Annotated in this window: 27 protein-coding genes; 11 read left to right on the top strand and 16 right to left on the bottom strand. The window is 74.8% G+C overall.

From position 1 onward, the window contains the following. Positions 1-260: 260 nt before the first annotated feature. From ABZ449_RS18540 to ABZ449_RS18530, 3 genes are all read right to left on the bottom strand, one after another. On the bottom strand, positions 261-1,412 hold the full coding sequence (locus ABZ449_RS18540) for an SUKH-4 family immunity protein (RefSeq protein WP_360346852.1): 1,152 nt from the start codon (positions 1,410-1,412) through the stop codon (positions 261-263). 182 nt (positions 1,413-1,594) lie between these two features. Then, complete coding sequence (locus ABZ449_RS18535; RefSeq protein WP_360346850.1) at positions 1,595-2,134, bottom strand: hypothetical protein; 540 nt, start codon at positions 2,132-2,134, stop codon at positions 1,595-1,597. Between the two features lie 236 nt (positions 2,135-2,370). After that, positions 2,371-2,961: a DinB family protein gene (locus tag ABZ449_RS18530; RefSeq protein ID WP_360346848.1), complete on the bottom strand. Its 591-nt coding sequence runs from the start codon at positions 2,959-2,961 to the stop codon at positions 2,371-2,373. Positions 2,962-3,086: 125 nt separating this feature from the next. Between ABZ449_RS18530 and ABZ449_RS18525 the strand changes: the two genes are divergently transcribed. After that, on the top strand, positions 3,087-3,926 hold the full coding sequence (locus tag ABZ449_RS18525) for a class I SAM-dependent methyltransferase (RefSeq protein ID WP_360346846.1): 840 nt from the start codon (positions 3,087-3,089) through the stop codon (positions 3,924-3,926). Positions 3,927-3,974: 48 nt separating this feature from the next. Here the strand turns inward: ABZ449_RS18525 and ABZ449_RS18520 are convergent, their stop codons facing one another. From ABZ449_RS18520 to ABZ449_RS18500, 5 genes are all read right to left on the bottom strand, one after another. Further along, positions 3,975-4,547 (bottom strand): dihydrofolate reductase family protein, encoded by a 573-nt coding sequence (locus ABZ449_RS18520; protein WP_360346844.1) that lies wholly within the window; start codon positions 4,545-4,547, stop codon positions 3,975-3,977. 67 nt (positions 4,548-4,614) lie between these two features. After that, positions 4,615-5,292 (bottom strand): helix-turn-helix domain-containing protein, encoded by a 678-nt coding sequence (locus tag ABZ449_RS18515; protein ID WP_360346842.1) that lies wholly within the window; start codon positions 5,290-5,292, stop codon positions 4,615-4,617. A 243-nt stretch (positions 5,293-5,535) separates the two neighbouring features. Further along, positions 5,536-5,874, bottom strand: a complete 339-nt coding sequence (locus ABZ449_RS18510; protein WP_360346840.1) for a hypothetical protein — start codon at positions 5,872-5,874, stop codon at positions 5,536-5,538. Next, positions 5,843-6,433, bottom strand: a complete 591-nt coding sequence (locus ABZ449_RS18505) for an RNA polymerase sigma factor (protein WP_360346838.1) — start codon at positions 6,431-6,433, stop codon at positions 5,843-5,845. The genes ABZ449_RS18510 and ABZ449_RS18505 overlap by 32 nt, the downstream gene beginning before the upstream one ends. A gap of 219 nt (positions 6,434-6,652) precedes the next feature. After that, on the bottom strand, positions 6,653-7,261 hold the full coding sequence (locus ABZ449_RS18500) for a hypothetical protein (RefSeq protein WP_360346836.1): 609 nt from the start codon (positions 7,259-7,261) through the stop codon (positions 6,653-6,655). Between the two features lie 254 nt (positions 7,262-7,515). Here ABZ449_RS18500 and ABZ449_RS18495 point away from each other — a divergent pair, with 254 nt between their 5' ends. From ABZ449_RS18495 to ABZ449_RS18485, 3 genes are read left to right on the top strand one after another with little or no spacing between them, the layout of a single operon-like run. Next, entirely contained in the window at positions 7,516-8,298 is a 783-nt protein-coding gene (locus tag ABZ449_RS18495; RefSeq protein WP_360346834.1) for a hypothetical protein, read from the top strand. Between the two features lies 1 nt (position 8,299). Further along, positions 8,300-10,009 (top strand): DNA polymerase Y family protein, encoded by a 1,710-nt coding sequence (locus ABZ449_RS18490; RefSeq protein WP_360346832.1) that lies wholly within the window; start codon positions 8,300-8,302, stop codon positions 10,007-10,009. 57 nt (positions 10,010-10,066) lie between these two features. Beyond that, complete coding sequence (locus tag ABZ449_RS18485; RefSeq protein ID WP_360346830.1) at positions 10,067-13,327, top strand: error-prone DNA polymerase; 3,261 nt, start codon at positions 10,067-10,069, stop codon at positions 13,325-13,327. A 51-nt stretch (positions 13,328-13,378) separates the two neighbouring features. On the opposite strand, the gene ABZ449_RS18480 is transcribed toward ABZ449_RS18485, so the two are convergent. Continuing rightward, positions 13,379-14,203: a TIGR03084 family metal-binding protein gene (locus ABZ449_RS18480; protein ID WP_360346828.1), complete on the bottom strand. Its 825-nt coding sequence runs from the start codon at positions 14,201-14,203 to the stop codon at positions 13,379-13,381. A gap of 221 nt (positions 14,204-14,424) precedes the next feature. Between ABZ449_RS18480 and ABZ449_RS18475 the strand changes: the two genes are divergently transcribed. After that, a complete protein-coding gene (locus ABZ449_RS18475) occupies positions 14,425-15,201 on the top strand; it encodes a LuxR C-terminal-related transcriptional regulator (protein ID WP_360346826.1) in 777 nt (258 codons plus the stop codon). Here ABZ449_RS18475 and ABZ449_RS18470 read toward each other — a convergent pair. After that, the gene (locus ABZ449_RS18470) at positions 15,194-16,729 is read right to left on the bottom strand and encodes an AMP-binding protein (protein WP_360346824.1); all 1,536 of its coding nucleotides are present in this window, start codon (positions 16,727-16,729) and stop codon (positions 15,194-15,196) included. The genes ABZ449_RS18475 and ABZ449_RS18470 overlap by 8 nt on opposite strands. Positions 16,730-17,104: 375 nt before the next feature. On the opposite strand from ABZ449_RS18470, the gene ABZ449_RS18465 reads away from it, so the two are divergent. Beyond that, the gene (locus ABZ449_RS18465) at positions 17,105-17,656 is read left to right on the top strand and encodes a GNAT family N-acetyltransferase (protein ID WP_360346822.1); all 552 of its coding nucleotides are present in this window, start codon (positions 17,105-17,107) and stop codon (positions 17,654-17,656) included. A gap of 4 nt (positions 17,657-17,660) precedes the next feature. Further along, positions 17,661-18,047, top strand: a complete 387-nt coding sequence (locus ABZ449_RS18460; RefSeq protein ID WP_360346820.1) for a VOC family protein — start codon at positions 17,661-17,663, stop codon at positions 18,045-18,047. A gap of 51 nt (positions 18,048-18,098) precedes the next feature. Here ABZ449_RS18460 and ABZ449_RS18455 read toward each other — a convergent pair whose 3' ends face one another. Both ABZ449_RS18455 and ABZ449_RS18450 read right to left on the bottom strand, forming a co-directional pair. Further along, positions 18,099-18,692, bottom strand: coding sequence for a maleylpyruvate isomerase N-terminal domain-containing protein (locus ABZ449_RS18455; protein WP_360346818.1), 594 nt, complete (start codon positions 18,690-18,692; stop codon positions 18,099-18,101). Positions 18,693-18,739: 47 nt separating this feature from the next. Then, positions 18,740-19,522, bottom strand: coding sequence for a class III extradiol ring-cleavage dioxygenase (locus ABZ449_RS18450; protein ID WP_360346816.1), 783 nt, complete (start codon positions 19,520-19,522; stop codon positions 18,740-18,742). 127 nt (positions 19,523-19,649) lie between these two features. Here ABZ449_RS18450 and ABZ449_RS18445 point away from each other — a divergent pair, with 127 nt between their 5' ends. Beyond that, on the top strand, positions 19,650-20,114 hold the full coding sequence (locus tag ABZ449_RS18445) for a MarR family transcriptional regulator (protein ID WP_360346912.1): 465 nt from the start codon (positions 19,650-19,652) through the stop codon (positions 20,112-20,114). A 109-nt stretch (positions 20,115-20,223) separates the two neighbouring features. On the opposite strand, the gene ABZ449_RS18440 is transcribed toward ABZ449_RS18445, so the two are convergent. Together ABZ449_RS18440 and ABZ449_RS18435 are read right to left on the bottom strand one after the other, a co-directional pair. Then, entirely contained in the window at positions 20,224-21,438 is a 1,215-nt protein-coding gene (locus tag ABZ449_RS18440; protein WP_360346814.1) for an RNA polymerase sigma factor, read from the bottom strand. An 81-nt stretch (positions 21,439-21,519) separates the two neighbouring features. Next, complete coding sequence (locus ABZ449_RS18435) at positions 21,520-21,891, bottom strand: YciI family protein (RefSeq protein ID WP_360346812.1); 372 nt, start codon at positions 21,889-21,891, stop codon at positions 21,520-21,522. Between the two features lie 293 nt (positions 21,892-22,184). Between ABZ449_RS18435 and ABZ449_RS18430 the strand changes: the two genes are divergently transcribed. Beyond that, the gene (locus ABZ449_RS18430) at positions 22,185-22,646 is read left to right on the top strand and encodes a molybdopterin-dependent oxidoreductase (protein WP_360346810.1); all 462 of its coding nucleotides are present in this window, start codon (positions 22,185-22,187) and stop codon (positions 22,644-22,646) included. A gap of 119 nt (positions 22,647-22,765) precedes the next feature. Beyond that, positions 22,766-23,284, top strand: a complete 519-nt coding sequence (locus ABZ449_RS18425; protein ID WP_360346808.1) for a GNAT family protein — start codon at positions 22,766-22,768, stop codon at positions 23,282-23,284. 85 nt (positions 23,285-23,369) lie between these two features. On the opposite strand, the gene ABZ449_RS18420 is transcribed toward ABZ449_RS18425, so the two are convergent. Further along, positions 23,370-24,398 (bottom strand): LacI family DNA-binding transcriptional regulator, encoded by a 1,029-nt coding sequence (locus ABZ449_RS18420; RefSeq protein WP_360346806.1) that lies wholly within the window; start codon positions 24,396-24,398, stop codon positions 23,370-23,372. A 368-nt stretch (positions 24,399-24,766) separates the two neighbouring features. On the opposite strand from ABZ449_RS18420, the gene ABZ449_RS18415 reads away from it, so the two are divergent. Beyond that, positions 24,767-25,615 carry a DUF4436 family protein gene (locus tag ABZ449_RS18415; protein ID WP_360346804.1) on the top strand — a complete coding sequence of 283 codons (849 nt, stop codon included), beginning with the start codon at positions 24,767-24,769 and terminating at the stop codon, positions 25,613-25,615. A 58-nt stretch (positions 25,616-25,673) separates the two neighbouring features. On the opposite strand, the gene ABZ449_RS18410 is transcribed toward ABZ449_RS18415, so the two are convergent. After that, positions 25,674-26,540 (bottom strand): MurR/RpiR family transcriptional regulator, encoded by an 867-nt coding sequence (locus tag ABZ449_RS18410; protein ID WP_360346802.1) that lies wholly within the window; start codon positions 26,538-26,540, stop codon positions 25,674-25,676. Between the last annotated feature and the right edge of the window lie 45 nt (positions 26,541-26,585).

Below are 26,585 nucleotides of genomic sequence, written 5' to 3'. Positions count from 1 at the left end.
GGCGTTGAGCCCCGGGTGTCGAGTACTGCGCGCCCGCCCCGCTGACCCCAAGACCCAGCCGGGGAACGGTTCCCCAGGACCGGCCGCTCCGAAGCCCCGGCACGGTGGCACGCCCGATGCCCGCGCCGTCCACCGCACCGGCCCGGCCGCCGCTATCACCAGGGCCAGCGTCAGAACCAGAACCAGAGCCAGAACCAGAACCAGCGTCAGAACAAGAATCAGGGCCAGAGCTGCCGTCAGAACCAAGCCGGCCGAAGCGCTCAGCCGAGCAGGCCGCCCATGTGCCCGTCCTCGGCGAGCAGCCGCCAGGAGCAGCCCGGCGAGGCGAAGGCCTCCGGGTCGACGGCCTCCACCAGCCGGTCCACCACCGCGCTCAGCAGTGCCTGCGGATCGAACACCGCCCAGGTGTCCCGGGCCCGGCCGTAGTCCCAGCGGTCCCACTCGGCACGCAGCCGCTCGTAGGTCCAGAGGGCGTAGAGCAGGGCGGACAGGTCGCGGTTCAGGTAGGCCTCGGGGTGGCCGTCGTCGTACCAGTCCGGCAGCTCCAGCCGGCCGGTGGTCCCGTCCAGGGCGATCGTGAGGTCGGTCGGCCAGTCCCCGAGGGCGAGGAAGTCTCGCTGGTACGGCCGCTCCTCCTCGCCGTCGAAGTACTCCGGGTACGCCTCGCCCATGGTGGCCAGCGGCTCCTCGCACACCCCGAACATCGCCCCGCCCAGCGGTAGGCCGATCTCGGTCAGCAGCTGCCGGGTCGGCTCGTGCACCAGGGCGGCGGGCAGTTCCTCGGGCCGGAACCGGTGCACCCGACCCGGGCCGCCGTCCTGGTCCGTCAGCGCCGCCAGCTCCGCCACCAGCTCCGGGGCCAGCTCGTACGCGGGTCCGCCCGGCGCGCCCGGCAGCGCACCCCAACCCAGCGCCCGCACCAGCAGCGCGGTGCCCCAGTGCGGGGGCGGCGCGGACCCGTCGCCGAACAGTCCGGGATCGATCTCCCGCATCCGCCGCTCGGCCCCCGCCAGCACCTCGGCGACCACGGTGGGCCCGCGCAGCCCGTTCAGCGCCTCCGGCCGCCGTGCCTCCTCGGCCACCGCGTCCACCTCGCGCACCAGGCCGGCCAGTGCGGCCACGTCGGAGGCCAGCAGGTCGCGCCGCGGGCCTCCGTTGTCCAGGAACACCTCGCCGGTCAGCCCGTCCAGCAGCACCAGGCTGCCGCCGGTGGCGAACGGGGTGCAGTACTCCGTCTCCCCGAGGACGAACAACCGCTCCGCCTCCGCCGGGAACGCCGTCAGCTCCCCGTCCTCGAGCGCCTCGAAGTCCAGGAACGCCCCGGCCGCCGGCAGTCCCTCCCGCACCAGGAACTCCCGACTCCCCGTGTGCACCACCCCACCCGGCAGCTCCGCCACCCGCGCAAACCCCACGTGTCCAACCCTTTCCCTGCCTGCCCCGTGACCCACAGACCCTAGCGGCCCGGCCCGACAACACCGAGGCAGTTCCGTGCGGGAGGAGGGGTGCGGCGGCTCCGGCAGGAGGCGTCCGGTGCCACGCGGTACAGGGCAGCCTCGCGGTACCGGGCAGCTGCGGTACCGGCCACCCGCGCGGCTCAGAGTGGTGCGGTGCCGTCGACGTTCCGGTGCCGGGGCAGGTTCGTGTCGCAGAAGGCGCAGGCGTAGTGCTCCTCGCGGACGAGGTTGCAGCGGTCGCACCGTGGGCAGCGGCGGAAGACCATCGCGTGGGTGAAGCCGCCGGGGTGCGGCAGCTCGATGCAGGTGACGGCGGCGGTGACGGCGGCGGTGACAGCGGGCCAGGAGGCGGTGTCGGGGCAGTAGTCGGTGGAGTGGTTGCTGACCGTCTCGACCTCCCAACCGTCCCGCGACCGCCGGAACCCGATCTCCCCGGCGCTCATCACCAACTCCCCACCCGCGCACGCCACATGTTCGCTACGGCGCGGAGCGAGCCGCAGCGCGCCGTCCAGGTCGACCACGAAGGTGAACGGTTCCGCGAGCTCCTCCGCCGTCCGGTCGGCCGTCCAGGTGGCGAACTCGCCCGCTGTCCGTACCGGTCGGCCACCCGGGCCGCCGACCCCCGCCCGTAGTTCCGGTGGCCCCACGTACCGGTACGCCCGCCCGAAGCCGGCCGTCACCTCCGCCGCGACCCCGTTCGGCCAGCAGTGCCCGCCGGCGCGCCATCTCGACGAGCGTCCCGCTCAGGCCGAAGTCCCGTAGCCGGTCGAGGAGCTCCCGTGCCTGTCGGATCGGGATCCCCGAGCCCTCGCGGAGCGCCCGGAGCGCGGCCACCGGATCGGTGAGCGGCCCGGCGAGCCGGAGGCGGGCCGGGCCGTGCGTGGTCAGCCGCGCCTCGCGGACCGCCCTCCCCACCTCAGGCGGGGCCGCCGGCCTGCCGGGCCGCCTGCTCCACGCGGTCGTGGTGGGCCCGCCACCAGTCGGCGTCGCCGGGGGCGGTGTTGGCGCCGTCGGAGCGCTGGCCGGTGGCGCCGTCCACGAGTTCGCGGACCAGGTCGGCGTGTCCGACGTGGCGGTGGGTCTCGGCGATCATGTGGACGAGTACGCGGTGCAGGGTCTGTTCGTGGCGGGCGCCGAACGGGACCTTGCCGACGGCGTCCAGCGGCAGGGCCTCGATGGTGGCGTCGGAGTGCGCCCAGACCCGCCGGTAGCGCCCGACGATCTCCTCGGTGCTCTCGTCCGCCCGTGCCCACATGTCGCCGTTCGGCTCGGTCCCGCCGGTGATCCACACGGGGGCCGGTTCGGGGAAGGGGCGGCCGAAGGTGTCGCCGAAGTACAGGGCCTCGGCGCCGGTGACGTGCTTGACCAGACCCAGCAGGTTGGTTCCGGTGGGGGTGAGCGGGCGGCGCAGGTCGTACTCGGAGAGGCCTTCGAGCTTCCAGAGCAGGGCGTCGCGGGCGTCCTGGACGTAGATCCGGAGATCGGTCTTCTCATCTGTCACGGTCATGGGCTCAGTCTGGTGATCGCAGAGTCCCTGTCCATCGACTTCCCCTCCCGCCCACCCTCGATCCGAGGTCAACTCATGCCATGATCGGGCCCGTTCACCCGAGGACGGTTCCCGAAGGAGCAGCCATGGCCGACGACTCCTGGTCCTGGGACGAGACGCTGTTCGCCGGAACGGCCGCCCACTACACCCGCGGCCGGCTCCCGTACGCCCCCGGCCTGGCGCAGGCGCTGGCCGAGGCGCTGGGGCTCGACGGGCGGGGGCGGCTGCTCGACGTGGGGTGCGGGCCGGGCACGCTGGCACTGGCCCTGGCGCACCTGTTCGGCGAGGTCGTCGGGGTGGACCCGGACGCCGGGATGATCGCCGAGGCGCGCCGGGTCGGCGCCGGGGAGCCCAAGGCCGCCTGGGTGCGGGCCCGGGCCGAGGGACTGCCGCCGGGCCTCGGCACCTTCACGCTGGCGACCTTCGGCCAGTCCTTCCACTGGATGGACCGTGACCTGGTGGCGGCGACCGTACGGCGCATGCTGCGGCCCGGCGGCGCCCTGGCGCACATCTCGGACCTGAAGGGCGAGCCCCGGCCCACCGGGGGACTGCCGCACCCGCCGGTCCCGTACGGCGCGATCGGCGAGCTGGTCCGGCACTACCTCGGCCCGGTCCGCCGCGCCGGGCGGGGGCTGTTGCCGCACGGCACGCCGGACGGCGAGGCCGCCGTCCTCGCCCGGGCGGGCTTCACCGGCCCGCAGCGGATCGTCGTCCCGGGCGGGCGACCGCTGGAACGTACGGCCGACGACGTGGTCGCGGGCGTCTTCGCGCTCTCCTCCTCGGCCCCGCCCCTCTTCGCCGAGCGCCGCCCGGCCTTCGAGTCGGACCTGCGCCGCCTCCTCACCCGGACCTCGCCGTCGGGGCTCTTCTCGGAACGGCAACCGAGCAGCGAGGTGTTCATCTGGCGCACGGCGGAGGAGCGTTGACGAAGGGGTGGGGAACCGGGAGGGAGGCCGGGGCGCAGCGGGGAACGGTCAGCGGACCACGTCGAGGACCTGCTTCTGGAGGCCGTTCCCGTACACCTCGTGCTCGACCAGCTTCAGCTTCTGGGTGTCCTTGTCCGTCGTGCTGAACAGGCGCTTGCCGGCGCCGAGCAGCAGCGGGAAGACGAGCAGGTGGTAGCGGTCGATCAGACCGGCGTCCGAGAGGGCGTGGTTCAGGGTGGCGCTGCCGTGGACGATGATCGGGCCGCCCTCGGTCTCCTTCAGCGCGGCGACCTCGTCGAGCGAACGCAGGATGGTGGTCTCGCCCCAGTTCGGCACCAGGTCGTCCTCGGTGAGGGTGGTGGAGACGACGTACTTCGGCAGTGCCTTGTAGTGGGCGAACTCCGGCATGTCCGGCCACACCGGGCTGAACGCCTGGTAGCTGACCCGGCCGAGCAGCATCGCGGTGGCCTCCTCCTGCTCCCGCCCCTTGATCTCGAACGCCTCGGGGAGGAACTCGATGTCCTTGAAGGTCCAGCCGGAGTTGCGGTAGCCGGGTTCGCCGCCGGGGCCCTCGACGACGCCGTCGAGCGAGATGAAAGCGGTGCTGATCAGGGTGCGCATGGGTGGTTCCTTGGTTCTCGTGCGGATCTGGGACTATCAGGTAGGTCAGGTCGGAACGTCGGACGGTTCAGGCAGGCCGGGCCCCCGCCCCGGTCCCGGCCGGTTCCGCCGGCGCCCCGACCTCGGCCGGTTCCGGCCCCGCCGCCCCCGCTCCGGCCCCGGGCTGTGCGGCGGGGATCCGGTGAACTCCGACGACCACCCGGTGGTTGCGGCCCCCGGGAGCGGATTCGTCGTGGTAGCGGCCGACGAGGGCGGCCACGGACTGGGCCAGCTCCTCGGCGAAGGCGGCCCGGTCGGCCGCGGAGGCGAACCGCACCTGTGCGTCGATGCCGAAGGCGGCGGCCCGCTGCCGGGCCCGGGAGGCGCCGGTCAGCAGGGACCCGACCTCCTGCACCAGCCGGGAGCCGAGCGCCAGCAGCCAGCGGGCGGAGAGCTGGTCGGGGGAGTGGGCGGGGTCCGGGCTCACGGCGGCCAGGACGCCGGGGGAGATCACGTAGGTGGCCGCGGTGGCGCGGTACACCCGTTCGGTGACGCTGCCCTTGCGGCGCTCCTCGGCGAGTTCGACGAGGCCGTGCCGCTCCAGTTCCTTCAGGTGATAGTTGACCCTCTGCCGGGGCAGCCCCAGCCGGGTGGCCAGCATGGCGGCCGAGCCGGGCTCGGCCAGGGCGGCGAGGAGACGTGACCGCATGGGGTCCAGCGAGGCCTGGGCCGCGGCGGGTTCTTCGATCACGGCGACTTCCAGCACCGGTTCAGCATCCGGCCGACAAAAAAATTAGTCAAGGAAAAAACGCCTGTCGGTAGCCCGGCCGGACGAACCCCGCCCCACGGGCGACGCCCCTGCCCGGCCCCACGGGCGACGCCCCTGCCCCGCCCCCCGCGCGGGGCAGGGCCGTCGCCCGTGCCGGGAGCGACGGCGCCGGTGCCGTCGCTCCCGGTGCCGTCGCTCCGGAACGGAGTCCCCGGCGCGAAGCCGCCGACCGACCCGCGGTCAGAAGGGGCCCTGTTCACCGCGCTTGTCGTGTCCGGCGACGGTCAGCCTGCACTGGCCGTCCTCGCAGGAGCGCTGGAGGCGGCCCCGCGAGACGGTCTGCATCAGGCCGATCGCCCAGCACATCGGGCAGCCGCGCAGGGCGAACAGACCGATCGGCAGCAGGACCAGACTGACCGGTCCGACCAGCGGGATGAGGGCGACCGATCCGATCAGCGAGCCGAAGCCCACCACGCCGCGCGCGATGTGCTCGGGCAGGGACTTGCTGGCGAAGTCGGGGCCTTCGGGGCCGGCGCCGGCCCCGGCCTCATGCTTCGGTGCGGTCGTCGTTGCGGCCATCGTTCCCTCCGGGGACCGGTTCGAGGGGGGCCCGCAGAGTCCGTTGTACCGCCGAACGGGCCCGGTGCAGGCGGGACTTCATCGCGGCCGTGCTGAGGCCCAGGGCGTCGGCGACCATCCGGCCGCTGTAGCCCTGGACGTCCCGCATGATCAGCACCCGGCGCTGGTCGGACGGCAGGGCGGCGACCGCGGCCGCCACCCGCTCCGCTTCCAGACGTCGCAGGACCGCCTCCTCGGCCGAGTCCACGGAGGCGTCCCGCTGCAACGGCGTAGCGTGGTCCCGCAGTCGGGTCCGCGCGCGCCGGAGGCACTCGTTGCGGACGATGCGGAACATCCAGGAGGCCAGGGCGCCGGAGGCCCGCAGCATCCCGATCTTGCGGTACAGGATGATCAGGGCCTCCTGCGCCGCGTCCTCCGCGTCCTCCGGGGAGGCGCAGAGGGAGCGGGCGAACCGCTGCACATTGGGGTGCGAGCCCGACACCAGCGCGGTGATCGAGTCGACGTCACCGCCCTGCGCGGCGGCGATCAACTGCTCGCCGGGCCAGGTCGATTCAGCCACGCCCGGCTCGCTTGCGCTTCACGACCAGCATGCAGGTGCAGAGCAGCACCAGGGCGACGGCGATGCCGATTCCAATGACCATCACTACCTCCGGATTCCGTGTCCGACGGTTGTCGGAACGTTGATAAGAGGCGTGGGGCGCCACAAAGGATTCGGCTCGGCAGAGGATTCGGCTCGCGGCGCGGAAAAGTCGTCCGGGGTCCAGGCCTGGACGGGCGGTCAGATCCGGTCGGCGCCGAACAGGGGGTCGAGCGGTTCGTCCTCGTACCCGAGGACGAGGCACTCCGTGGCGACCGGCCCCTGGGAGAGCTCTGCGAGTCGAGCGAGGGCCGTGGCCTCGGACGGAAGCGCGGCGGGGTCGAGGCCGAGCGCCCGGGTCGCGCGGTGGCGCCGCTCGTCGAGGTCGGGGACGTCCTCCCGGTAACCGTCGGCGACGGCCCGGAGTTCTTCGGCCGTCCGTCCGGGGGCGTCCCGCCACCACGGCGCCACGAGGCACAGCTCCAGCAGCTCGGGCAGTCCGAGGGCGAGCGGGCCGGCCTCGCCGTCGAGGCTCACGTACACCACCGGGCGTTCCTCGCCGCCCTCGCCGACGAAGCAGAAGGCGTCTCCTGTGCCCGCCCGCGCGAACTGCTCCAGCCGGGCCCCGGAGGCGAGACGGACTCCGTCCTCCAGCTCGTGGTCCGCCGGGCTCGTCGCATCGAGGTCGGCGACCCCGGTGAAGAACGCGACGACGTCCTCGTCGCCGGCCAGGAGGGGCAACAGCGCGCCGGGCCGGGGCGGGCCGCCGGTGTCGGCCCGTCCCGTGCAGTCGATCTGTTCACCCCGCAACCGTAGCCGAGGTCCCGTCGCCGATCGTGACTCCGGACGGCAACCGTGGTTGCGCGGTCCCACCGGGGAAGCCGAGGTCAAACCCCGCTGGGACACGCCGGACTTCGCGCTTCGGTATACGGAGAGTGACGGGTGGGGTGGACGAGGTGGACTTGAATCTTTGCGAACGAATGTTCGATCCTGGGGTTGTGCCCGTTTTCGAATCTGTTTTCGAATCCACCGCCGAGCAGCCTGCACGCCCCGTGCTCCGCCCGGTGGCGTCTCCGGCTGCCGTGCCGGGGGAGCGGGGGGAACGAGAAGGGTGGGCGACGCCGGACGCCGGGCGGACGGCGGAGCCCCGGGGGCTGCTGCCGGTGCCGTCCGCGCTGCGGGAGGTGCTGCCCGACGCCGGGCTGCGCCGGGGGACGGCGGTGTCGGTGGCGGGCGGGGACACCGGGCTGCTGCTGGCGCTCGCCGCCGGGGTGAAGGAGACCGAGGGCGGCTGGGCCGCGGCGGTCGGACTGCCGGACCTGGGGCTGGCCGCCGCCGAGGGGTACGGGCTGGACCTGCGGCGGCTGCTGGTCGCGGACGATCCGGGGCCGCACTGGGCCGAAGTGGTCTCGGTGCTGGCCGGCGCGGTCGAGCTGATCATGCTGCGCCCGGACGGGCCGGTGCCGCCGAAGCTGGCCGCCCGGCTGGCGGCGGTGCTCCGGCGCAGCGGCTGCGTGCTGCTGGTCGCCGGGCCGTGGCCGGGCGCGGCACTGCGGCTGGGGGTGCGCTCCGGGCGCTGGTTCGGGCTGGGCGACGGCCACGGGCAGCTCGTCGGTCGGCAGGTCGAGGTGGTGGCCGAGGGCCGCGGCTCGGCGGTGCGCGGCCGGACGGTCCGGCTCTGGCTGCCCGACGAGTACGGCGCGGTGCGCCCGCTCCGGGAGCAGCCGGCGGCGGACCCGGCGGACCCGGCGGTAGCGGCGGTAGCGGCGCTGTCGGCGGTACCGGCATCACCTGCGGCGGAACCTGCGGTGGAACCGAGGGCACCCCGGGTGGCGGCGGTGGTCTGAGATGGCGGACGACAGAACCCCCAGGGTGCTGGTGGTCTGGTGCCCGGACTGGCCGGTGGTGGCCGTCACCGGCGACGACCCGGTCGCGGTGACCGAGGGCGGGCGGATCCTCGCCTGCTCGGCGGGCGCCCGGGCGGCCGGGGTGCGGCAGGGGCAGCGACTCAAGCTGGCCCAGCGGCTCTGCCCGGAGCTGGAGCTGCGCGACCGCGACCCGGAGGCGGAGACCCGCCGCTTCGAGCCGGTGGTCGCGGCGGTGGAGGCGTTCACGCCCCGGGTGGAGGTGATCCGCCCGGGCCTGTGCGCGATCCCGGTGAAGGGACCGGGCCGTTACTTCGGCGGCGAGGAGGCGCTGGCCGGCAAGGTCGGCAGGGCGGTGGCGGACGCCCTCGGGCAGCCCCTCGTCCCGGATGCCGTCCCGGGCGCGGTGGCCGTCGAGGCCCGCCCGGCGACCGGCTCCCGACCCGAGGCCACCCCTCAGGCCCCAGCCACCTCCCAGGTCCCAGCCCACCCCCAGATCCCAGCCCACCCACAGGTCCCAGCCCACCCACAGGCTCCAGCCACCCCCCAGGCCCAGGTCGGCGTCGCCGACGGCCTGTTCGCCGCCGTGCTCGCCGCCCGGGCCGGGGTGCTGGTCCCGGCCGGCCGGACGGCGGAGTTCCTCGCCCCGTACCCGGTGAGCGCGCTGGGCGACGAGGCGCTGGCCGAACTGCTCGGGCGGCTCGGTCTGCCCACCGTCGGGGCCTTCGCCGCCCTGCCGGCCGAGTCGGTCGCGGACCGCTTCGGCCCGTCCGGGGCTGTCGCGCACCGGCTGGCCCGTGGTCTGCAGCCGCGCCCGCTGGTGCCGCGCGACGAGGAACCGGACCTCGCCGTCGAGCAGCGCTTCGACCCGCCGGAGCCGGTGGCCGAGCCGCTGGTGTTCGTCGCCCGCACACTGGCCGAGCAGCTGCACCAGCGGCTGGCCGGGGCGGGGCTGACCTGCCGCCGGGTGGCCGTCGAGGTGGCCTGCGCGGACGGCCGGACGGCCTCCCGGCTGTGGCGGCACGAGGGCCGGCTGTCCGCGACGGCGCTGGCCGAGCGGGTCCGCTGGCAGCTCCAGGCCTGGCAGGGCGCGGGCACCTTCACCGGCGACGGGGGAGGCGGCGAGGACACGGGCTTCACCCTGCTCCGGCTGGCCCCCGACGGCCTCTCCCCGGACCAGGGCCGCCAGCTCGCGCTGTGGGGCCAGGCCGTCGCGGACGACCGGGTGGAGCGGGCGGTCGCCCGGGTGCAGGCGGTGCTCGGCCACGCGGGGTTGCGCCGGATCGAGCCGGCCGGCGGACGCGGCCCGGGCGAGCAGGCGGTGAAGGTGCCGTGGGGCGAGCCGTACGAGGCGGCGGTGCCGACCGACGCGCCCTGGCCGGGGCGGCTGCCGGAGGTGTGGCCCGCCGTGGTGCTGCGGGAGCCCGCGCCGGTGCGGGTGCTGGACGGAGCCGGGCAGCCGGTCACGGTGGACGGCCGGGCGGGGGTGTCGGCCCGTCCGGCCCTGGTCGTGGTCCGGGGCCGGGAGGAGCGGGTGGACGGCTGGACCGGGCCCTGGCCGGCGGTCGAGTACTGGTGGGACCGGTCGCTGGCCCGGCGCCGGGCGCGGTTCCAGGTCGTGGTGGGCGGCGGCCGGGCGCTGCTGCTCACCGTGGAGGGGGGTGCCTGGTACCTGGAGGCCGGCTACGACTAGCCGATCCGGCACCCGGGGGGAGCGGAACGAGCACGAGAACGACGAAGGCAACCCCCGATGGGCTTCACGAGCCACCCCACCCTCCCCTGGAGCGAACTGCACCGCCGGCTGACCGGCGCGGCGCCGGACCGTACGGTCGTCCCGCTGCGCCGCTCCGCTCCGGCCGAACTCCCACCTCCGGACGCCGAGTTCGGGTCATCCTCCGGGAAGGCCGCCGAGCCCTGGGCCGAACTGCACGTTCACTCCGCCTTCAGTTTCCTGGATGGCGCCAGCGATCCGGAGGACCTGGTCGCCGAGGCGGTCTGGCTGGGCGTGGAGACCCTCGCGATCACCGACCACGACGGCCTGTACGGAGCCGTCCGGCTCGCCGAGGCGGCCCGGGGCACGGGCCTGGCCACCGTGTTCGGCGCCGAGCTGACCATCCGTGACGGAGGGGCGGGCCACAGGCCGGGCGACGGGACGGAGGAACACCTGCTGCTCCTCGCCCGTGGCCCGGCCGGCTACCGCCGCCTGTCCGCCGCGATCGCCGCCGCCCAGCTGGCCGGCGGTGCGAAGGGCAACCCGGTGTACGACCTCGCGGCGCTCGCCGGGGCGCACGACGGCCACTGGGCGGTGCTCACCGGCTGCCGGCTCGGCCGGGTCCCCGCCGCGCTGCCCGACCAGGGCGAGGCCGAGCGCCGGCTCCGTACCCTCGCCGAGGCGTTCGGCCCCGAGAGCGTCCACGTCGAGCTGATCGACCAGTGGCTGCCCGGCGACGACCGGCGCAACGACGCCCTCGCCGCCCTCGCCGCCAAAGTGCGGCTCCCCGTCGTGGCCTCCACCAACGCCCACCACGCCGGCCCCGCCCAGGGCCGCCTCGCGCAGAGCCTCGCCGCGCTGCGCGAACGCCGCACCCTCCAGGACGCGGTCGGCTGGACCCGGGCGGCCGGCACCGCGCACCTGCGCTCGGGCCGCGAGATGGCCGGCCGGCTGGCCCGCTTCCCCGGGGTGCAGCGGGCCACCGCCGAACTCGGCCGGTCCTGCGCCTTCGACTTCGCCCGGCTGGACCCGGAGCTGCCCGGTTTCCCCGTCCCCGAGGGCGAGACCGAGATCAGCCACCTGCGCGCCCTGGTCGCGGCCGGCGGCCCGGCCCGCTTCGGCCCCGGCAACGCCGCCGCCCGCCGCCAGCTCGGCAAGGAGCTGGACGTGATCGAGGACCTCGACCTGGCCGGCTACTTCCTGATCGTGCACGGCATCGTGGACTTCTGCCGGAGCCGGGACATCTGGTGCCAGGGCCGCGGCTCGGCCGCCAACTCGGCGGTCTGCTACGCCCTCGGGATCACCGCCGTCGACCCGATCCACTACAAGCTGCTGTTCGAACGCTTCCTCTCCACCGCCCGCGACGGGCCGCCCGACATCGACCTGGACATCGAGAACCGCCGCCGCGAGGAGGTCATCCAGTACGTCTACGGCCGCTACGGGCGCGAGCACGCCGCCCAGGTCGCCAACGTGATCACCTACCGGCCCCGGCTGGCGATCCGCGACGCCGCCCGGGTGCTCGGCTACCCGCAGGGGCAGGTGGACGCGTTCAGCCGGCAGACCGACTTCCGCTCCGCCCCGGGCGCGGACGCCGTCATCCCAGCCGACGTGCTCTCGCTCGCCGGCCAACTCCACGGCCTGCCCCGCCACTTGGGCATCCACTCGGGCGGCATGGTGCTCACCCGGGAGCCGATCGGCGAGATCTGCCCCACCGAGTGGGCCCGGATGCCCGGGCGTTCCGTGCTCCAGTGGGACAAGGAGTCCACCGCCGGCGCCGGACTGGTGAAGATCGACCTGCTCGGCCTCGGCATGCTCGCCGCCCTGCACGACGCCTGCGACCTGGTCGCGGAACACCACGGCCTGCACTACGACCTGGCCACCATCCCGGACGACGACAAGGGCGTGTACGCGATGCTGCGCCGGGCCGACACCGTCGGCGTGTTCCAGGTCGAGTCCCGGGCCCAGATGGCGACCCTGCCCCGGCTCAAGCCGGACCACTTCTACGACCTGGTGGTCGAGGTCGCGCTGATCCGCCCCGGGCCGATCCAGGGCGGTTCCGTCCACCCGTACCTGCGCCGTCGCGCCGGGGTGGAGCCGGCCGGCTGCCCGCACCCGCTGATGGAGAACGCGCTCGGCAAGACCCTGGGGGTGCCGCTGTTCCAGGAGCAGATGATGCAACTCGCCATCGACTGCGCCGGGTTCACCCCGGCCGAGGCCGACCGGCTGCGGCAGGCGATGGGCGCCAAGCGCTCGCACGAGCGGGTCGCCCGGCTGCGCGACCGGCTGCTCACCGGGATGGCCGAGCGCGGCATCCCGCCCGAGGTGGCCGAGGACGTCTACGGCAAGATCGAGGCCTTCTCCAACTACGGCTTCCCGGAGAGCCACGCGATCAGCTTCGCCTACCTGGTGTACGCCAGCGCCTGGCTGAAGCACCACTTCCCGGCGGCCTTCACCTGCGCCCTGCTGGCCAACCAGCCGATGGGCTTCTACTCGCCGCTCAGCCTGGTCGCGGACGTCCGCCGGCACGGCGTGCGGGTGCGCGGGGTGGACGTCAACGCCAGCGGGGCGCGGCCCACCCTGGAGCCGTACCGGGGGCCGACCCCCGAGCCGCCGCTGACCGCCGGGCGCCCGCAGCCGGCGATCCGGCTCGGTCTGGAGACGGTGCGCGGCATCGGCACCCCGCAGGCCGAGGCGATCGTGGCCGGGCAGCCGTACGCCGACCTGGAGGACTTCGCCCGCCGCACCGGCCTGCCCGGGCCCGTCCTGGAGGCGCTGGCGACGGCCGGGGCCTTCGACCGCTTCGGTCTGACGAGACGTCAGGCACTGTGGGCGGCAGGGGCGTTCGCCGGGATTTCGGCCGATCTGATCCCCGGCAGCACTCCCGGCACCGAGGCTCCGGAACTGCCCGGCATGAGCCCGGTCGAGGAGACCATCGCCGACCTGTGGGCCACCGGCACCTCCGCCACCAGCCACCCGCTCCAGCACCTGCGCGCCCAGCTGGAGCGCGGCGGCGCCCTCCCCGCCGACCGGCTCCCGGACGTACCACCGGGAACGGCGGTGGTGGTCGGCGGCCTGGTCACCCACCGGCAGCGGCCGCCGACGGCCGGCGGGGTGCTCTTCCTCAGCCTGGAGGACGAGACCGGGCTGATCAACGTGATCTGCAACCGCCCGGTCTGGGAGTCCCAGCGCCGCACCGCCCTGGACCGGGCCGGGCTGCTGGTCCACGGCCACATCGAGCGCGACCGGGGTGCCACCAACCTGATCGCCACCCGGCTCACCCCGCTCCGGATCGGCCTCTGAGCGGGACCCCCGCCCCCGGGGGCCCGACTGCCGGCCCCCCGGGCCCGTTCCCTAGGCCCGCGCCCCGGGCTGCCGCCCCTTGCCCGGCGCCCCGGCGAAGGCCTGGGCGATCGGCAGCCAGGCGGTGGCGACCGGCCCGGTGGCGGTGAGGGCGAGGTCGTCCCGGTGGCGGCGCTGGGTCACCAGCAGGCAGAAGTCCAGGGCGGGGCCGGACACCACGTCCTGCGCCCCGGCCGGGCCGATGGACCAGGCCCCGCCGCCGGGCGCGGTCAGGTCGAGCCGGACCGGCTGCTCGGGCGCGGGCAGTCCGTGCAGGGTGAAGGCGAAGCCCAGGGTGCGCAGCCCCAGGTGGGCGATGTGCCGCAGCCGGTCGGTGGGCTCGCGGGTGGCGCCGAGCGCGTCCGCGACGTCCTGGCCGTGCGCCCAGGTCTCCATCAGCCGGGCGGTCGCCATCGAGGCGGGCTTCATCGGCGGGCCGAACCAGGGCAGCCGGACGTCGGCCGGGGCGGCGGCGAGCGCCTCCAGCACCTCCGCCCGCCCGGCCCGCCAGCGGGCGAGCAGCGCCTCGGGCTCGGCGGCCGCACCCGTGCGGGCGCCCTCCTCCACCGGGTCGGCGCCGGCCGTCACCAGCTCGTGGAAGCGCCCGCCGAGCGAGGTGCCGAAGCCCTCCGGGTCGCGGGCGGCCAGGGCCGTCCAGTCGTCGGTCCAGGCCAGGTGGGCGATCTGGTGCGCCACCGTCCATCCCTCGGCGGGCGTCGGGCGGGCCCAGCCCTCGGCGGGCAGCCCGGCGACCAGGTCGTCCAGCACCGCGCTCTCGGCCCGTAGGTCCGCCAGCAGCCCGCCCAGGACATCGCCCGGGGCGTTCGGGTCGGTCATCGGCTTTCCCTCCGGCATCGGATTCCCTTTCGGTCGAGGTGGGCGCCACTCGGCAGCGGCCGCCCGGGCGGTGGTCACCCGGCAGTGACCACCTGATCGTTACTACCCGCCGGTAGCCACGGGCGCACCCTATGCCCGCCCGCTCGCCGGCGTCCGCGACTCCACGAAACACGCCTGTCAGTACTCTCGCCACCGGCCCCACCGCGTGTGACAATTCCGCGATGACCAGGGCTGCGGACCCCCACCTTGCGCAACCCCCCGCCGACGCTGCGCGACCCGACGACCCCGAACTCGCCGCGCGCGCCGCCGAGCTGGTGCGGGACGCCGTGCTCGGTGACCTCGCCCGCCGGGTGGTGGCCGAGTGCGGTGTCGACGTCGGCCTGGTCGGCGTGCCCGAGCCGCTGCCCGGGAGCCGCCCCGGCAGCGAGGGCATGGTGCTGCGGCACTGGGCCGGCACCCGGGCCGACCTGCTGCACGACGTTCCCGTCCCGGCCGGCCTCGGCCTCGGAGGCCGGGCGCTCGCCGAACGCGCGCCCACCTGGGTGCCCGACTACCGTGCGGCGACGACGATTTCGCACCACTACGACGCGGCCGTGGCCGCCGAGGACCTGTACGCGATGCTCACCGTCCCGCTGATGGAAGGCGGCGCCGTGCGCGGCGTGGTGTACGCCTCGCTGCGCAGCGTCGTTCCGTTCGGGGACGTGCGGATCTCCGCGGTCGGTGCGCTGGCGAAGGCGGCGGCCCGGGCGCTGGCCGGGGCCGCCGCCTGGAGCCGTGAACGGCCCCGGAAGGCCGTCCCCGTCCCGCCGTTGACCCCGCGCGAGCACGAGGTGCTGCGCTGGGCGGCGACCGGCCGGACCAACCCGGAGATCGCCGCCCGACTGGGCCTGACCTGCAACACCGTGACGGGCTACCTCAAGTCCGCGATGCACAAGCTCGGCGTCCGCAACCGGACCGAACTCGCCGTCGCGGCAAGGGAGGCGGGGCTCGTCAGTTGACCTGACGGTCCCGCCCGGTCCAGTACGGCTCGCGCAGCCGGAACTTCTGCAGCTTCCCGGTGGCGGTGCGCGGCAGGGCGTCCCGGAACTCCACCGTGGTGGGCGACTTGTATCCGGCCAGCCGCTGCTTGCAGTGCGCGATCAACTCGGCCTCGGTGACAGCCCCGTGGCCCTCCCGGAGTACCACCAGCGCCTTCACCGTCTCGCCCCACTTCTCGTCCGGCACGCCGATCACCGCCGTCTCGGCGACCGCCGGGTGGTCGTACAGGCAGTCCTCCACCTCGATCGAGGAGACGTTCTCCCCGCCGCTGATGATGACGTCCTTCTTGCGGTCGGAGATGGTCAGGTACCCGTCCGTGAGGGTGCCGCCGTCACCGGTGTGGAACCAGCCGTCCGCCAGTGCCTCGGCCGAGGCCTCCGGCTGCTGCCAGTAGCCGTCCAGCACGGTGTTGGAGCGCACCAGCACCTCTCCGGACGGGTCCACCCGCAGCTGGGTGCCGAGCGCCGGGGCGCCCGCCTGCACCAGCTTCTCGGCCCGCTCGGCGGCCGGCAGCGCGTCCCACTCGGACCGCGAGCGGTTCACCGTCACGACCGGGGAGGTCTCGGTCAGGCCGTAGATCTGCATGAACTCCCAGCCCAGCTGCTCCTCGACCTGCTGCACCACCGAGGTCGGCGGCGGGGCGCCGGCCACGATCATCCGCACCCGGTCCCGGCCGGGCACCGGGCCGTCCCAGTCGGCGGCCGCGTCCAGCACCATCTGGACCACGGCGGGTGCGCCGCACAGGAAGGTCACCCCGTGCCGCTCGACCCGGCGCAGGATCTCCGCGCCGTCCACCTTGCGCAGCACGATGTGCTGGGCGCCGAGCCCGCTGAGGGAGAACGGCAGGCCCCAGCCGTTGGCGTGGAACATCGGCAGGGTGTGCAGGTAGACGTCCCGGTCGTTCGCGCCGAAGTGCAGGCCCATCAGCGTCGCGTTCAGCCAGACGTTGCGGTGGGTGAGCTGGACGCCCTTGGGGCGGGCGGTGGTTCCGCTGGTGTAGTTGATGGTGGCGGTGTCGTTCTCGTCCACCGCGTACCGCCGCGGGGTGCCGTCGAAGTCGTACAGCACGGCGTCGCTGTCCGCGCCGAGCACGAACTTGTGCTTGGCCACCACCCCGCTCAGGGCGTCGGCGACCTCGGGGTCGACCAGCAGCACCGAGGCGCCGCTCTGCTCGACGATGTACGAGACCTCCTCGGCCTTCAGCCGGAAGTTCACCGGCACCAGCACCCGGCCGTACCCGCTCACCCCGAAGAAGGAGGTGAGCAGCCGGGCCGAGTTGTGCGAGACGACCGCGACGCGCTCGCCCGGCCCGACACCGAGCCGGTCCAGCCCGGCGGCCTGGGCCCGGGCCAGCTCGGCGACCCTGCGGTAGCTCAGCTCGCCCCAGGATTCGGCCGGCTGCACCGGCTCGTCGACGATGCCGACCCGGTCGCCGTAGACCAGCTCGGCGCGGTCGAGGAAGTCCATCACGGAGAGTGGAATCTGCATGCGCCCACTGTCCTCCCCCGCCCGCGCCCTGCACACCCCCGATCGGGGGTGTCACCCGTCCGCGGGCACCGTATCCGCGTTCGTGGATACCGTGTCCGCGCCCGCGGGTACCGTGTCCGCGCCCGCGGGTACCGTGTCCGCGCCCGCGGGTACCGTGTCCGCGCCCGTGGGCACCGGGGCCGAGTGGGAGGCTCGCGCTCCGCTTGCTGAGCCCGGCGCGAACAGCGGGCCCGGGGAACGCCTTTCGCGCCCCGCGCCTGCTAGGAAGATCGCAACGCACGGTCCAGCCACGGGGAGCACATCCATGAACGACCGACGGCCCGCCACGCCCTACGAGCCCGGCCCGACCCCGGGCTGCGGCTGGGCGGGCCCCAAGTGACCGGCGCCGCGGCCCTGGTGGCCGACGGCCTGCTGCTGCGCCCCTTCGAGGACGCCGACGCGCCCGCCCTGATCGAGGCCTACCGGGACGAGACCCTGCGCCGCTTCACCCGCACCCCGGTGGACGACGCCGAGCAGGCCGCGCACTGGCTGCGCCTCCAGTGCGAGGGCCGGGCGGCCGGTACCAGGTACGCCTTCGCCGTCCTGGCCGCCGGCGAGCTGGTCGGCAACGTCGTGCTCAAGCGCGGCGCCCCGGGCGGGGAGAGGGCCGAGGTGGGGTACTGGACGGCCGGTCCGGCCCGCGGCCGGGGGGTGGCCCCGCGCGCGCTGGAGGCCCTCACCGCCTGGGCCTTCGCCACTTTCGCCGGGGACGGGCTCGTCAGGCTCGACCTGCTGCACGAGGGCGACAACCACGCCTCCTGCCGGGTCGCGGAGAAGAGCGGCTACCCGCTCACGGAGATCGTCCCGGCCTTCCCGCCGTACCCGCTGGACGGCCACCGGCACTCCAGGAAATGGCTGGACGGGCCCGAACCGCGCCGGTCAGAGTAGGCGCATGGCTTCTCTAGTGCGACATGTGACGATCGACTGCGCCGACGCGTACGCCCTGGCCTCCTTCTGGGCGCAGGCGCTGGACGGCACCCTGGGCGAGGGCGACAAGCCGGGCGACGAGGAGGTGCTGGTGGACTCCGCGGGCGCCTCGCTGCTCTTCATCCGGGTGCCCGAGGGCAAGTCGGCGAAGAACCGGACCCACCTCGACCTCCAGCCGCAGGACCGCGGCCGGGACGAGGAGGTGGAGCGTCTGACCGCCCTGGGCGCCACCGTGCTGGCGGACCACCGCCGCCCGGACGGCACGGGCTGGGTCACCCTGGCCGACCCGGAGGGCAACGAGTTCTGCGTCGAGCGCAGCCGGGCCGAGCGCGCCGCCACCGAGAGCGCGTGACCGACCGGCTCGGCCGGGATCACTCCTGATCACTCCCGGACTGGTCCCGGATCAGTCCGGCCACTCGCCCACGGCCGCCCGCCAGGTCCACGAGGTCCTGCGCGGGCGGCCGTTCAGCTCCCCGCGCCCGGTGCACCAGAGCAGGACCTCCGCCGGATGGGCGGTCGGCTCCCGCGGCGCGTCGGGGAAGAGCCGGTCGAGCGCGAGGCGGCACAGCTCCGCGGGCGGCCGCCAGGGCAGGCCGAGGCCGCTGGTGATGTCGTGGGTGTGCAGCAGGGTCTCGGCGACGCCCATGGCGGCGAAGCCGAGCGGCTCGCAGGGCCCGTGGTGGTAGGCGCGCAGCTCGGGCGGGGCGGCGTCCAGGGCGGTGGCGAGGAGCTGCCCGGCGGCGGTGACCACGGTGAGCACCTGGGCCGGGCCGGCCTCGGGCCGGATGGTGAGGTCCAGCGGCAGGTAGCGGTCCCGGGGGCGGGCGGCGAGCTGACCGGCGTAGGCCAGCAGGTCGTGGGCGACGTGGGCGGCGGTGTCGCGACAGCTCCACTCCAGGAGTCCGGCGGGCACGTCCCAGTCGCGGTCCTCGGTGTGCGGGGCGAGGACCGCGAGTGAGGCGTCCAGGGCGGCTCGTACGGCGTCGCCGTTGCGCATGGTCACTCCTTCGACGGAGCGTCACATGATAGTCGCGGCGCCGGTGTTCACCCCAGCTGGATCGAACGCTTGGCCAGGCCCATCCAGAACCCGTCGATGACGCTGCGCTGGCTGTCCAGGTCGGCCTCGCCGGCGCCGAGGGTGACGAACAGCGGGGCGAAGTGCTCGGTGCGCGGGTGGGCGAGGCGCCCGGCCGGGGCCTTGTGCTCGAAGTCGAGCAGCGCGTCCAGGTCGTGGGCCTCCAGGGCGCGCCGGCCCCAGTCGTCGAACTCGGCCATCACCGAGGTGATCCGGCCGTCGCTGCTGAGCGCCCGCAGGTTGTGGGTGAAGAAGCCGCTGCCGACGATCAGCACGCCCTCGTCGCGGAGCGGGGCGAGCTTGCGGCCGATCTCCATCAGCCGCTGCGGGTCGAGGGTGGGCAGCGAGACCTGGAGCACCGGGACGTCGGCGTCCGGGTACATCTCCACCAGCGGGACGTACGCACCGTGGTCGAGTCCGCGGTCGGGGATGTCCTGGACGGGCGTGCCGGGGGCGCGGAGCAGCTTGCGCACGCGCTCGGCGAGCTCCGGTGCGCCGGGGGCGGCGTACTGGACCCGGTAGTAGTGCTCGGGGAAGCCCCAGAAGTCGTACACCAGCGGGACGGTGGTGACGGCGCCGAGCGCGAGCGGGGCCTCCTCCCAGTGGGCGGAGACCATGAGCACGGCCTTGGGCCGGGGCAGGTCGGCCGACCAGGCCGCCAGCTCGCCCGGCCAGATCGGGTCGTCGGCCAGCGGCGGCGCGCCGTGCGACAGGTACAGGGCGGGCATGCGCTCGGGGGCCGCGGTGCTCATGGCGTCCTCCTCGGGACCGTTCTCCGATGGGGTGGTCAGATAGTTCAAATTTGAACCTCTACTGCGACCGACGGTACACCTTCGTTCGAATTTGAACAACAGGAGTAGGCTTCGTCCCATGTCCCCACTGAACGAACCCCGCTGGCTGGACCCGGACGAGGCCGCCGCCTGGCGGGGCTTCGTCGTCGCGAGCAACCTGCTCAACCGGCGGCTGGAACGCCAGCTCAAGGAGGACTCCGGGCTCTCCCACCAGCAGTACGAGATCCTGGTGCACCTGTCCGCGGCCCCCGACGGCTCGCTGCGGATGACCGAACTCGCCGACAAGCTGGTCACCTCCAAGAGCGGCCTCACCTACCAGGTCACCCAGCTGGAGCGGGCGGGCCTGGTCGCCCGCCGCTCCTGCCCCAGCGACGTGCGCGGCGTCATCGCCGAACTCACCGAGCAGGGGCGGGAGGCGCTGCGCCAGGCCGCGCCCGGGCACGTCGCCCTGGTGCGAGAGCTGCTGATCGACGTGCTCACCCGCGAGCAGCTCACGGTGCTCGCCGAGGGCCTCGGCGCGGTCAGCGCCCGGCTGCGCCTGGAGGACGCCTAGCCTGCCCCCTGCCCCCTGCCCCCTGCCCCCTGCCCCCTGCCCCCTGCCCCCTGCCCCCTGCCCCCTGCCCCCTGCCCCCTGCGCCGCTGGTCCCCTGCCCCGCCCCGGTCTAGCCCAGCGCCGCCGCCCGCTCCAGCAGCAGCTCCCGCTCCCGCTGGTTGCGGGTCAGCCCCGCCGCCCGCTCGAACTCCGCCCGGGCCTCCGTCACCCGCCCCAGCCGGGCCAGCAGGTCCCCCCGCACGCTCGGCAGCAGGTGGTACCCGCGCAGCGCCGGCTCCCGCGCCAGCTCGTCGACCAGCTCCAGCGCCGCCGCCGGGCCCTGGGCCATCGAGACCGCCACCGCCCGGTTCAGTGCCACCACCGGGGAGGGCGACAGCACCAGCAGCCGCTCGTACAGCGCGGCGATGGTCGCCCAGTCGGTGTCCGCGTAGCGCCGCGCCTTGGCGTGGCAGGCGGCGATCGCGGCCTGCACCGAGTACGGTCCGATGCCCGCCCGCTGCAGGGCGTCGAAGCCGCGGCGGATCAGCAATCCGTCCCAGTGGGCCCGGTTCTGCTCGGCCAGCAGCAACGGCCGCCCGTCCGGCCCGGTCCGGGCGGCCGTGCGCGAGGCCTGGAACTCCAGCAGCGCGGCCAGTCCGTGCGCCTCCGGTTCGGCCGGCATCAGCGCGGCCAGTACCCGGGCCAGCCGCAGCGCGTCCTCGCACAGCTGGGGGCGGAGCAGGTCGTCCCCCGCGGTCGCCGAGTAGCCCTCGTTGAAGATCAGGTAGATGACCTCCAGCACCGAGGAGAGCCGCTGCGCCCGGTCCTCCCCGTACGGCACCTCGAACGGCACCTCCGCCTTCGCCAGCGTCCGCTTCGCCCGGACGATCCGCTGCGCCACCGTCGACTCGGGCACCAGGAAGGCGCGGGCGATCTCCGGTGTGGTGAGGCCGCCGAGCAGCCGGAGGGTGAGGGAGATCCGGGAGTCCGCCGGCAGCACCGGATGGCAGGCGGTGAAGATCAGCCGCAGCAGGTCGTCGTCGATGCCGTCCGGCTCGGCCGGTTCCGGCGGCGGCACGTCCTGCGCCGACCGTCCCACCTCGGTGAGCTTGCGGGCGTAGACCTCCCGGCGGCGGACCAGGTCGATCGCCCGGTGCCTGGCGGTGACCGCCAGCCAGGCGCCCGGATTGTTCGGAACGCCCTCCCGTGGCCACTGCTCCAGCGCGGCCACCACCGCGTCCTGTGCCAGCTCCTCGGCGATGCCCACGTCCCGGACGATCCGGGCGACCCCGGCGATGATCCGGCCGGACTCGATCCGGAACACCGTCTCCACGGCCACCGCCACGGTTCTTCGGGTAACAGCCCTCTCCGTCACGGCCACCCATCAGAGCAGCCGACGGAGAGGGAGGCAATCACCGCCACGGCGTCACTTCGGCGGCTCGGGCGTCTCGTCGATCTGCCGGACCTCCGCCCCGACCGGCCAGTGCACGGGGTGGGCCTGGAGGAAGCGCCGGGTCCACTCCAGGGCCTCGGCTTGGTCCTTGCACTGGAGGATGGCGTAGCCGCCGACGACCTCCTTGGTCTCGGTGAACGGACCGTCGGTGTAGCCGATCTTCCCGTCGTTCCAGGTCAACCGGGTGCCCTGGGAGGTCGGGGTGAGGCCGGCGGTCTCCAGCATCACGCCGGCCTTGGTGATCTCCTCGAACAGGGCCCCCATCCGCTGCTCGAAGCCCGGGTCCGGCTCCCACCCCTCGCGGGCCTGCTCGTCGATGCGGATCAGCGTGATGAAGCGCGGCATGGTGACTCCTCGGTCGCGGGCGGGGCCTCTCCCCACCTCTCACCCCTGTGTCGAACGGGCCGGCGTGTGATCGACACCCGCTGCGGAGAATTCTTCCGGCTCCGCCCGATCCGTGCCCGCTCCGCGACCGGTCCGGGATCGCCCCGCGACCGGTTCGCGACTGATCCACAACGGGGGCCCGCAACTGCGAGCAGGAATCAGCCGGGCCCATCGCATCTGCGAATGCCGGGACGGCCGCTCGGGTAGTCCTCCTCGCGGGCCGCGGCGCCGCGGCCCGCGAGGAGGGAGCACCCATGACCCCGCCGGAACCCACCGTCCGACTCCACGGCCACTTCGACCGCCCCGCCGAGCTGACGGTCGCGCAACTGCGCGCCCTGCCCTCCCGCCGCGTCGAGGTCAGCTTCGACTGCCGGAGCGCCGGCGAGCGGCGCCACGGCTACGAGGGCCCGGCACTGCTGGACGTGCTGCGCGCCGCCCGTCCCCGGATCGACTTCTCCGGCCGCAAGCAGCGGCTGCGCTTCCTGCTCTCGGTGGCCGGCGCCGACGGCCACCGGGCGGTGGTCTCCTGGGCGGAGATCGACCCGGACTTCGGGGGCCAGGAGATCCTGCTCGCCACCAGCATGGACGGCGCCCCGCTGGACGGGGCCGGCCCGCAGCTCGTCGTCCCCGGCGACCACTGCGGCGCCCGTTGCGTCAGCTCCGTCACCGCCGTCTGGCTCGGCCCCCTCGGGGACCCGGCGCGCCCCACCGTCTGATGCTCGGCCGCCCGCCCCACGGGCCCTGCCGTCCCGGCCCGGCGGCCGCACGCCGGAAGGGCCGGACGGTGGTCCGAAAACACTCGCCGGACCGGGGTTTCCGTGCCAACATGCCCCATATGGGGACGATTCTGCACGGCACCTTGGTCACGCTCCGCCCGGCCACCGGCGAGGACATTCCGGCGCTGGCGGCCATCCGCGGCACGCCCGAGGTGTTCTCCCGCTGGCGGGGCGGCGAGGACCTGGCCGGCGAGGTCGCCAACGACCTGGAATCGCCCGGCACCGAGACCTTCGCGATCGACCTCGGCGGCAAGGTGGTCGGCGCCATCCAGTGGTACGCCAACAACGACGACGAGTACCGGCACGCCGGGATGGACCTCTACCTCGACCCGACGGTGCACGGCCTGGGCCTGGGCACCGACGCCGTGCGCACCATGGCCCGGCACCTGGTGCACGACCACCACTACCACCGGCTGGTGATCGACCCGGCCGCGGACAACCTCGCCGCGATCCGTTGCTACACCAAGGTCGGCTTCCGCACCGTCGGCACCATGCGCCAGTACGAGCGCGGCCCGGACGGCGCCTGGCACGACAACCTGCTGATGGATCTGCTCGCGGACGAACTGCTCGAGGACTGAGGGGCCCGGGCAGGCCCGAGGCCGGGCCTTCGTCCCCCCGGCCCCTCGTTCTCGACCCCTCGTCCCCGGTGTCAGGCCCCCGGTGTCAGGCCCCGGCCCCGGCCGGCGGGCAGCCGCAGGAGCGCCGGACCACCAGCTGGGTGGGGAAGGTGCGGGTGCCCTGGGCGCGGCGCTCCGGCCCGCCGAGGACGAGTTCCAGTGCGGCGCGGGCCATCTCGTCCTGCGCCGTGGTGACGGTGGTCAGCGCGGGCCCGGCGATCACCGCCTCGGCGATGTCGTCGAAGCCGACCACCGCGAGGTCCTCCGGCACCCGGATGCCGAGGTCGTCGGCGGCCCGCAGCAGGCCGATCGCCTGGTCGTCCGTCGCGCAGAACACGGCGGACGGCCGGTCGGGCCGGGCGAGCAGGGTGAGCGCCGCGGCATGCGCCCGGACCCGGTCGAACGGCGCCGGGAGGAGCCGCCCCTCGGTGGGCAGCCCGGCCTCCCTCAGCGCGGCGGCCCAGCCGGCCGTCCGCCCGGTGACCGGGTCGTGCGGGCTGAGCGCGAGGGTGCCGCCGAAGCAGTGCACCTCGGCGTGGCCGTGCCCGAGCAGGTGACGGACCACCTCGCGGGCGCCGCCCTCGTCGTCCGCGACCACGGCGACGCCGTCGGCGCTCTCGGTCCGGTGGTGCAGCAACACGACCGGGGTGCCGTCGGCCACGTCGAAGCCGGTCAGCCCGGGGGTGGCCGGGTCCTGGGTGACCAGGATCAGACCGTCCACCTGCATCCCGAGGAAGGCGCGGATGTAGTGGGCCTCGCGCTCGTCGGCGTAGTCGGAGTTGCCGATCAGCAGCAGCCGGCCGTGCTCGGCTGCGGCCTGCTCGACGGCGTGCGCGAGCCCGGCGAAGAAGGGCTGGCGGGCGTCCGGAACGACCATCCCGAGCAGGTCGGTCCGCCGTCGGGCCATCGCCTGGGCGACCCGGTTCGGCCGGTAGCCGAGCTCCTCGACCGCCGCGAGCACGCGCGCCCGGGTCGCCGCCGCCACCGGCCGCGGCCCGTCGTTGATCACATAACTCACGACCGCCGTGGACGTCCCCGCCACCCGTGCCACATCGTCCCGCGTCACCCTCGCCATGACCGTTGAGCCTACACAGCCCCTCCGACCAGCCTCTTTGCCGAGTCTCCGGGGACTCCGCAGCCGAGTCTCCGGCGGACCCTGCGGCCGGGTTCCCGGCGGCTCCCCGGCCGGGTCCTGCGCCGGGTTCCCGGCCGACGTCCCCGCCGAGGCCCCGGTCAGCCCGATCGGCCCCGTGCGGTTGCGCCCCGGCCGCGGCCGCCCGGAGGGTGGCGGGACAGGCGGCACCCGGAGCCGCCACCGCCGACCGTGGGAGCAGGCCGATGAGCGCGCCGCCGCACCGGCGGGTCGTCCGGAGCACGCGCCCGGCGGCCCGGCCGCGGGTCCGCATCCACGCCCGGGTGCGGGCCACGCGGAGCGCGGCGCCTGTGCCCAGGGTCGCGCCCTGGCGCCCGTACGCGGTGCTGGCGGCGATCCTGCTGTTCTGCGCGGCCGGGTTGCTGCTCTACCTCGACGAGCGCTCCAGCCGCGACCACGCCCAGGTGGTGGGCACCGCGCCCGGGCCGGACTTCCTGGAGGTCGACGTGACGCTGCAGCGGGTGGACGCGGCCGCGCAGACGCTCACGGCGAAGGTCCTGGTCCAGCCGCACGGCGCCCTGGGGCAGGCGGACAGCCCGCTGGTCCCGGCGGGGGACGTCGTGCTGGAGACCACCTCGCTGGAACAGAGCACGCTCAGGTACCCGGCCGGTCAGCAGATCGGCTCCAGCGCGGTGTCCTTCAGCCTCTTCGACGGGCGGGTCTCGGACTACCCGTTCGACCACTACAACGCGTTGGTCGGGTTCCAGGCCACCGTCGGCGGGCGGCCCGCCCCGGTGGTGATCGGCCTGACGGGGGCCGACCCCTTCTTCGTCTTCCGGCAGACCGACGAGGTGAGCGAGGACGGCGGCATCGCGGTGACCGAGCGGATCAGCCGCTCGCGCAGCACCTTCATCCTGGCCTGGTTCATGATGGCCGCGATGTGGGCGCTGGCGCTGTCCGTGCTGGTGGCGGCCTGGCTCATCGTCCGACAGCGGCGCGGGATCGTCTGGCCCGCCCTCGGCTGGATGGCGGCCACGCTGTTCGCCCTGGTCGGCATGCGCAACGCCGCGCCCGGCAACCCGCCGATCGGTTCGCTGCTGGACTACGCGGCGTTCTTCTGGGCGGAACTGCTGGTCGCGGTCGGCCTGACCATGGTCGTGGTGCGCGGCGCCCGGATCGAGGGCGGGCACAAGGGCTAGGTGTTCTGACCGGTGTCCTGGCGGGCGCCGTCCGCGACCGGTGCGGTGGGTCGGTGCGCTAGTACGCGTAGGCCGCGGTGACGTCCGCCGACAGGCTGAGGGCGCGCTCGGCCCGGGGGCCGCGCAGGGCCAGCAGGGTCTGGGCGAGGGCGTCCACGGCGGCCAGGTGGGCGAGCCGGCTGGCGGTGGTCTCCAGGCCGAAGACCAGGTCCTGGCCGCCCGCGACCAGGGTCACGGTGGCCGTGTCGGTCAGCGGGGACCGGGCGTAGCTGGTGAGTGCCAGCACCCCGGCCCCGGCCCCGCGGGCCAGCCGGGCGGCGTCCACCACGCTGCGGGTGGCGCCGGTGTGGCTGACGGCCAGGCAGGCGGTGCCCGGGGCGAGCCCGGCGGCGGCCAGCTGGGCGGTGACCGGGTCGGCGGGGGCGTCCACCAGCAGGCCGAGCGCGCGCAGCCGGTAGGCGAGGTCGAGGACCACCGCGCCGGACAGCCCGGCGCCGAGCAGCACCACCCGGCTCGCGCCGTCCAGCAGTTCGGCGGCGGCCCGCAGGTCGGCCGCGGAGAGGGTGGCGGTGAGGCCGTCCAGGGCGGCCCGGGCGGCGCTCAGGGTCTCGGTGAGCGCCCGGGCCGCCGGGTCGCCCTCGTCGGCGGGCGCGGGCGCGGTGGCGGGGGCCTGCCGAGCGGCGGCGATCTTCAGCTCCTGGTAGCCGCGGAAGCCCAGCCGCTGGCAGGCCCGGACCACCGAGGAGGGGGCGGTGCCGGCCAGCGTCGCGACGTCGCTGACGCTCAGGTGCACCAGGCCGGCGCCCCGATCGAGCACCACCTGGGCGACCCGGGCCTCGGTGCCGCGCAGCTCGCCGAGCCGGGCCCGGATCCGTGCCGCGAGCCGGGATTCCAGGGGCGTGGGAAATTCGGAACGCTCTTCCATGGATCTAGGGTAGCGTGGAATCCGGTTCCAGGTCCGTCGGTTCCG

Source organism: Kitasatospora sp. NPDC005856, from assembly GCF_040629945.1.
Classification (GTDB): Bacteria; Actinomycetota; Actinomycetes; order Streptomycetales; family Streptomycetaceae; genus Kitasatospora.
This window is presented reverse-complemented; position numbering and strand designations above follow the sequence as displayed.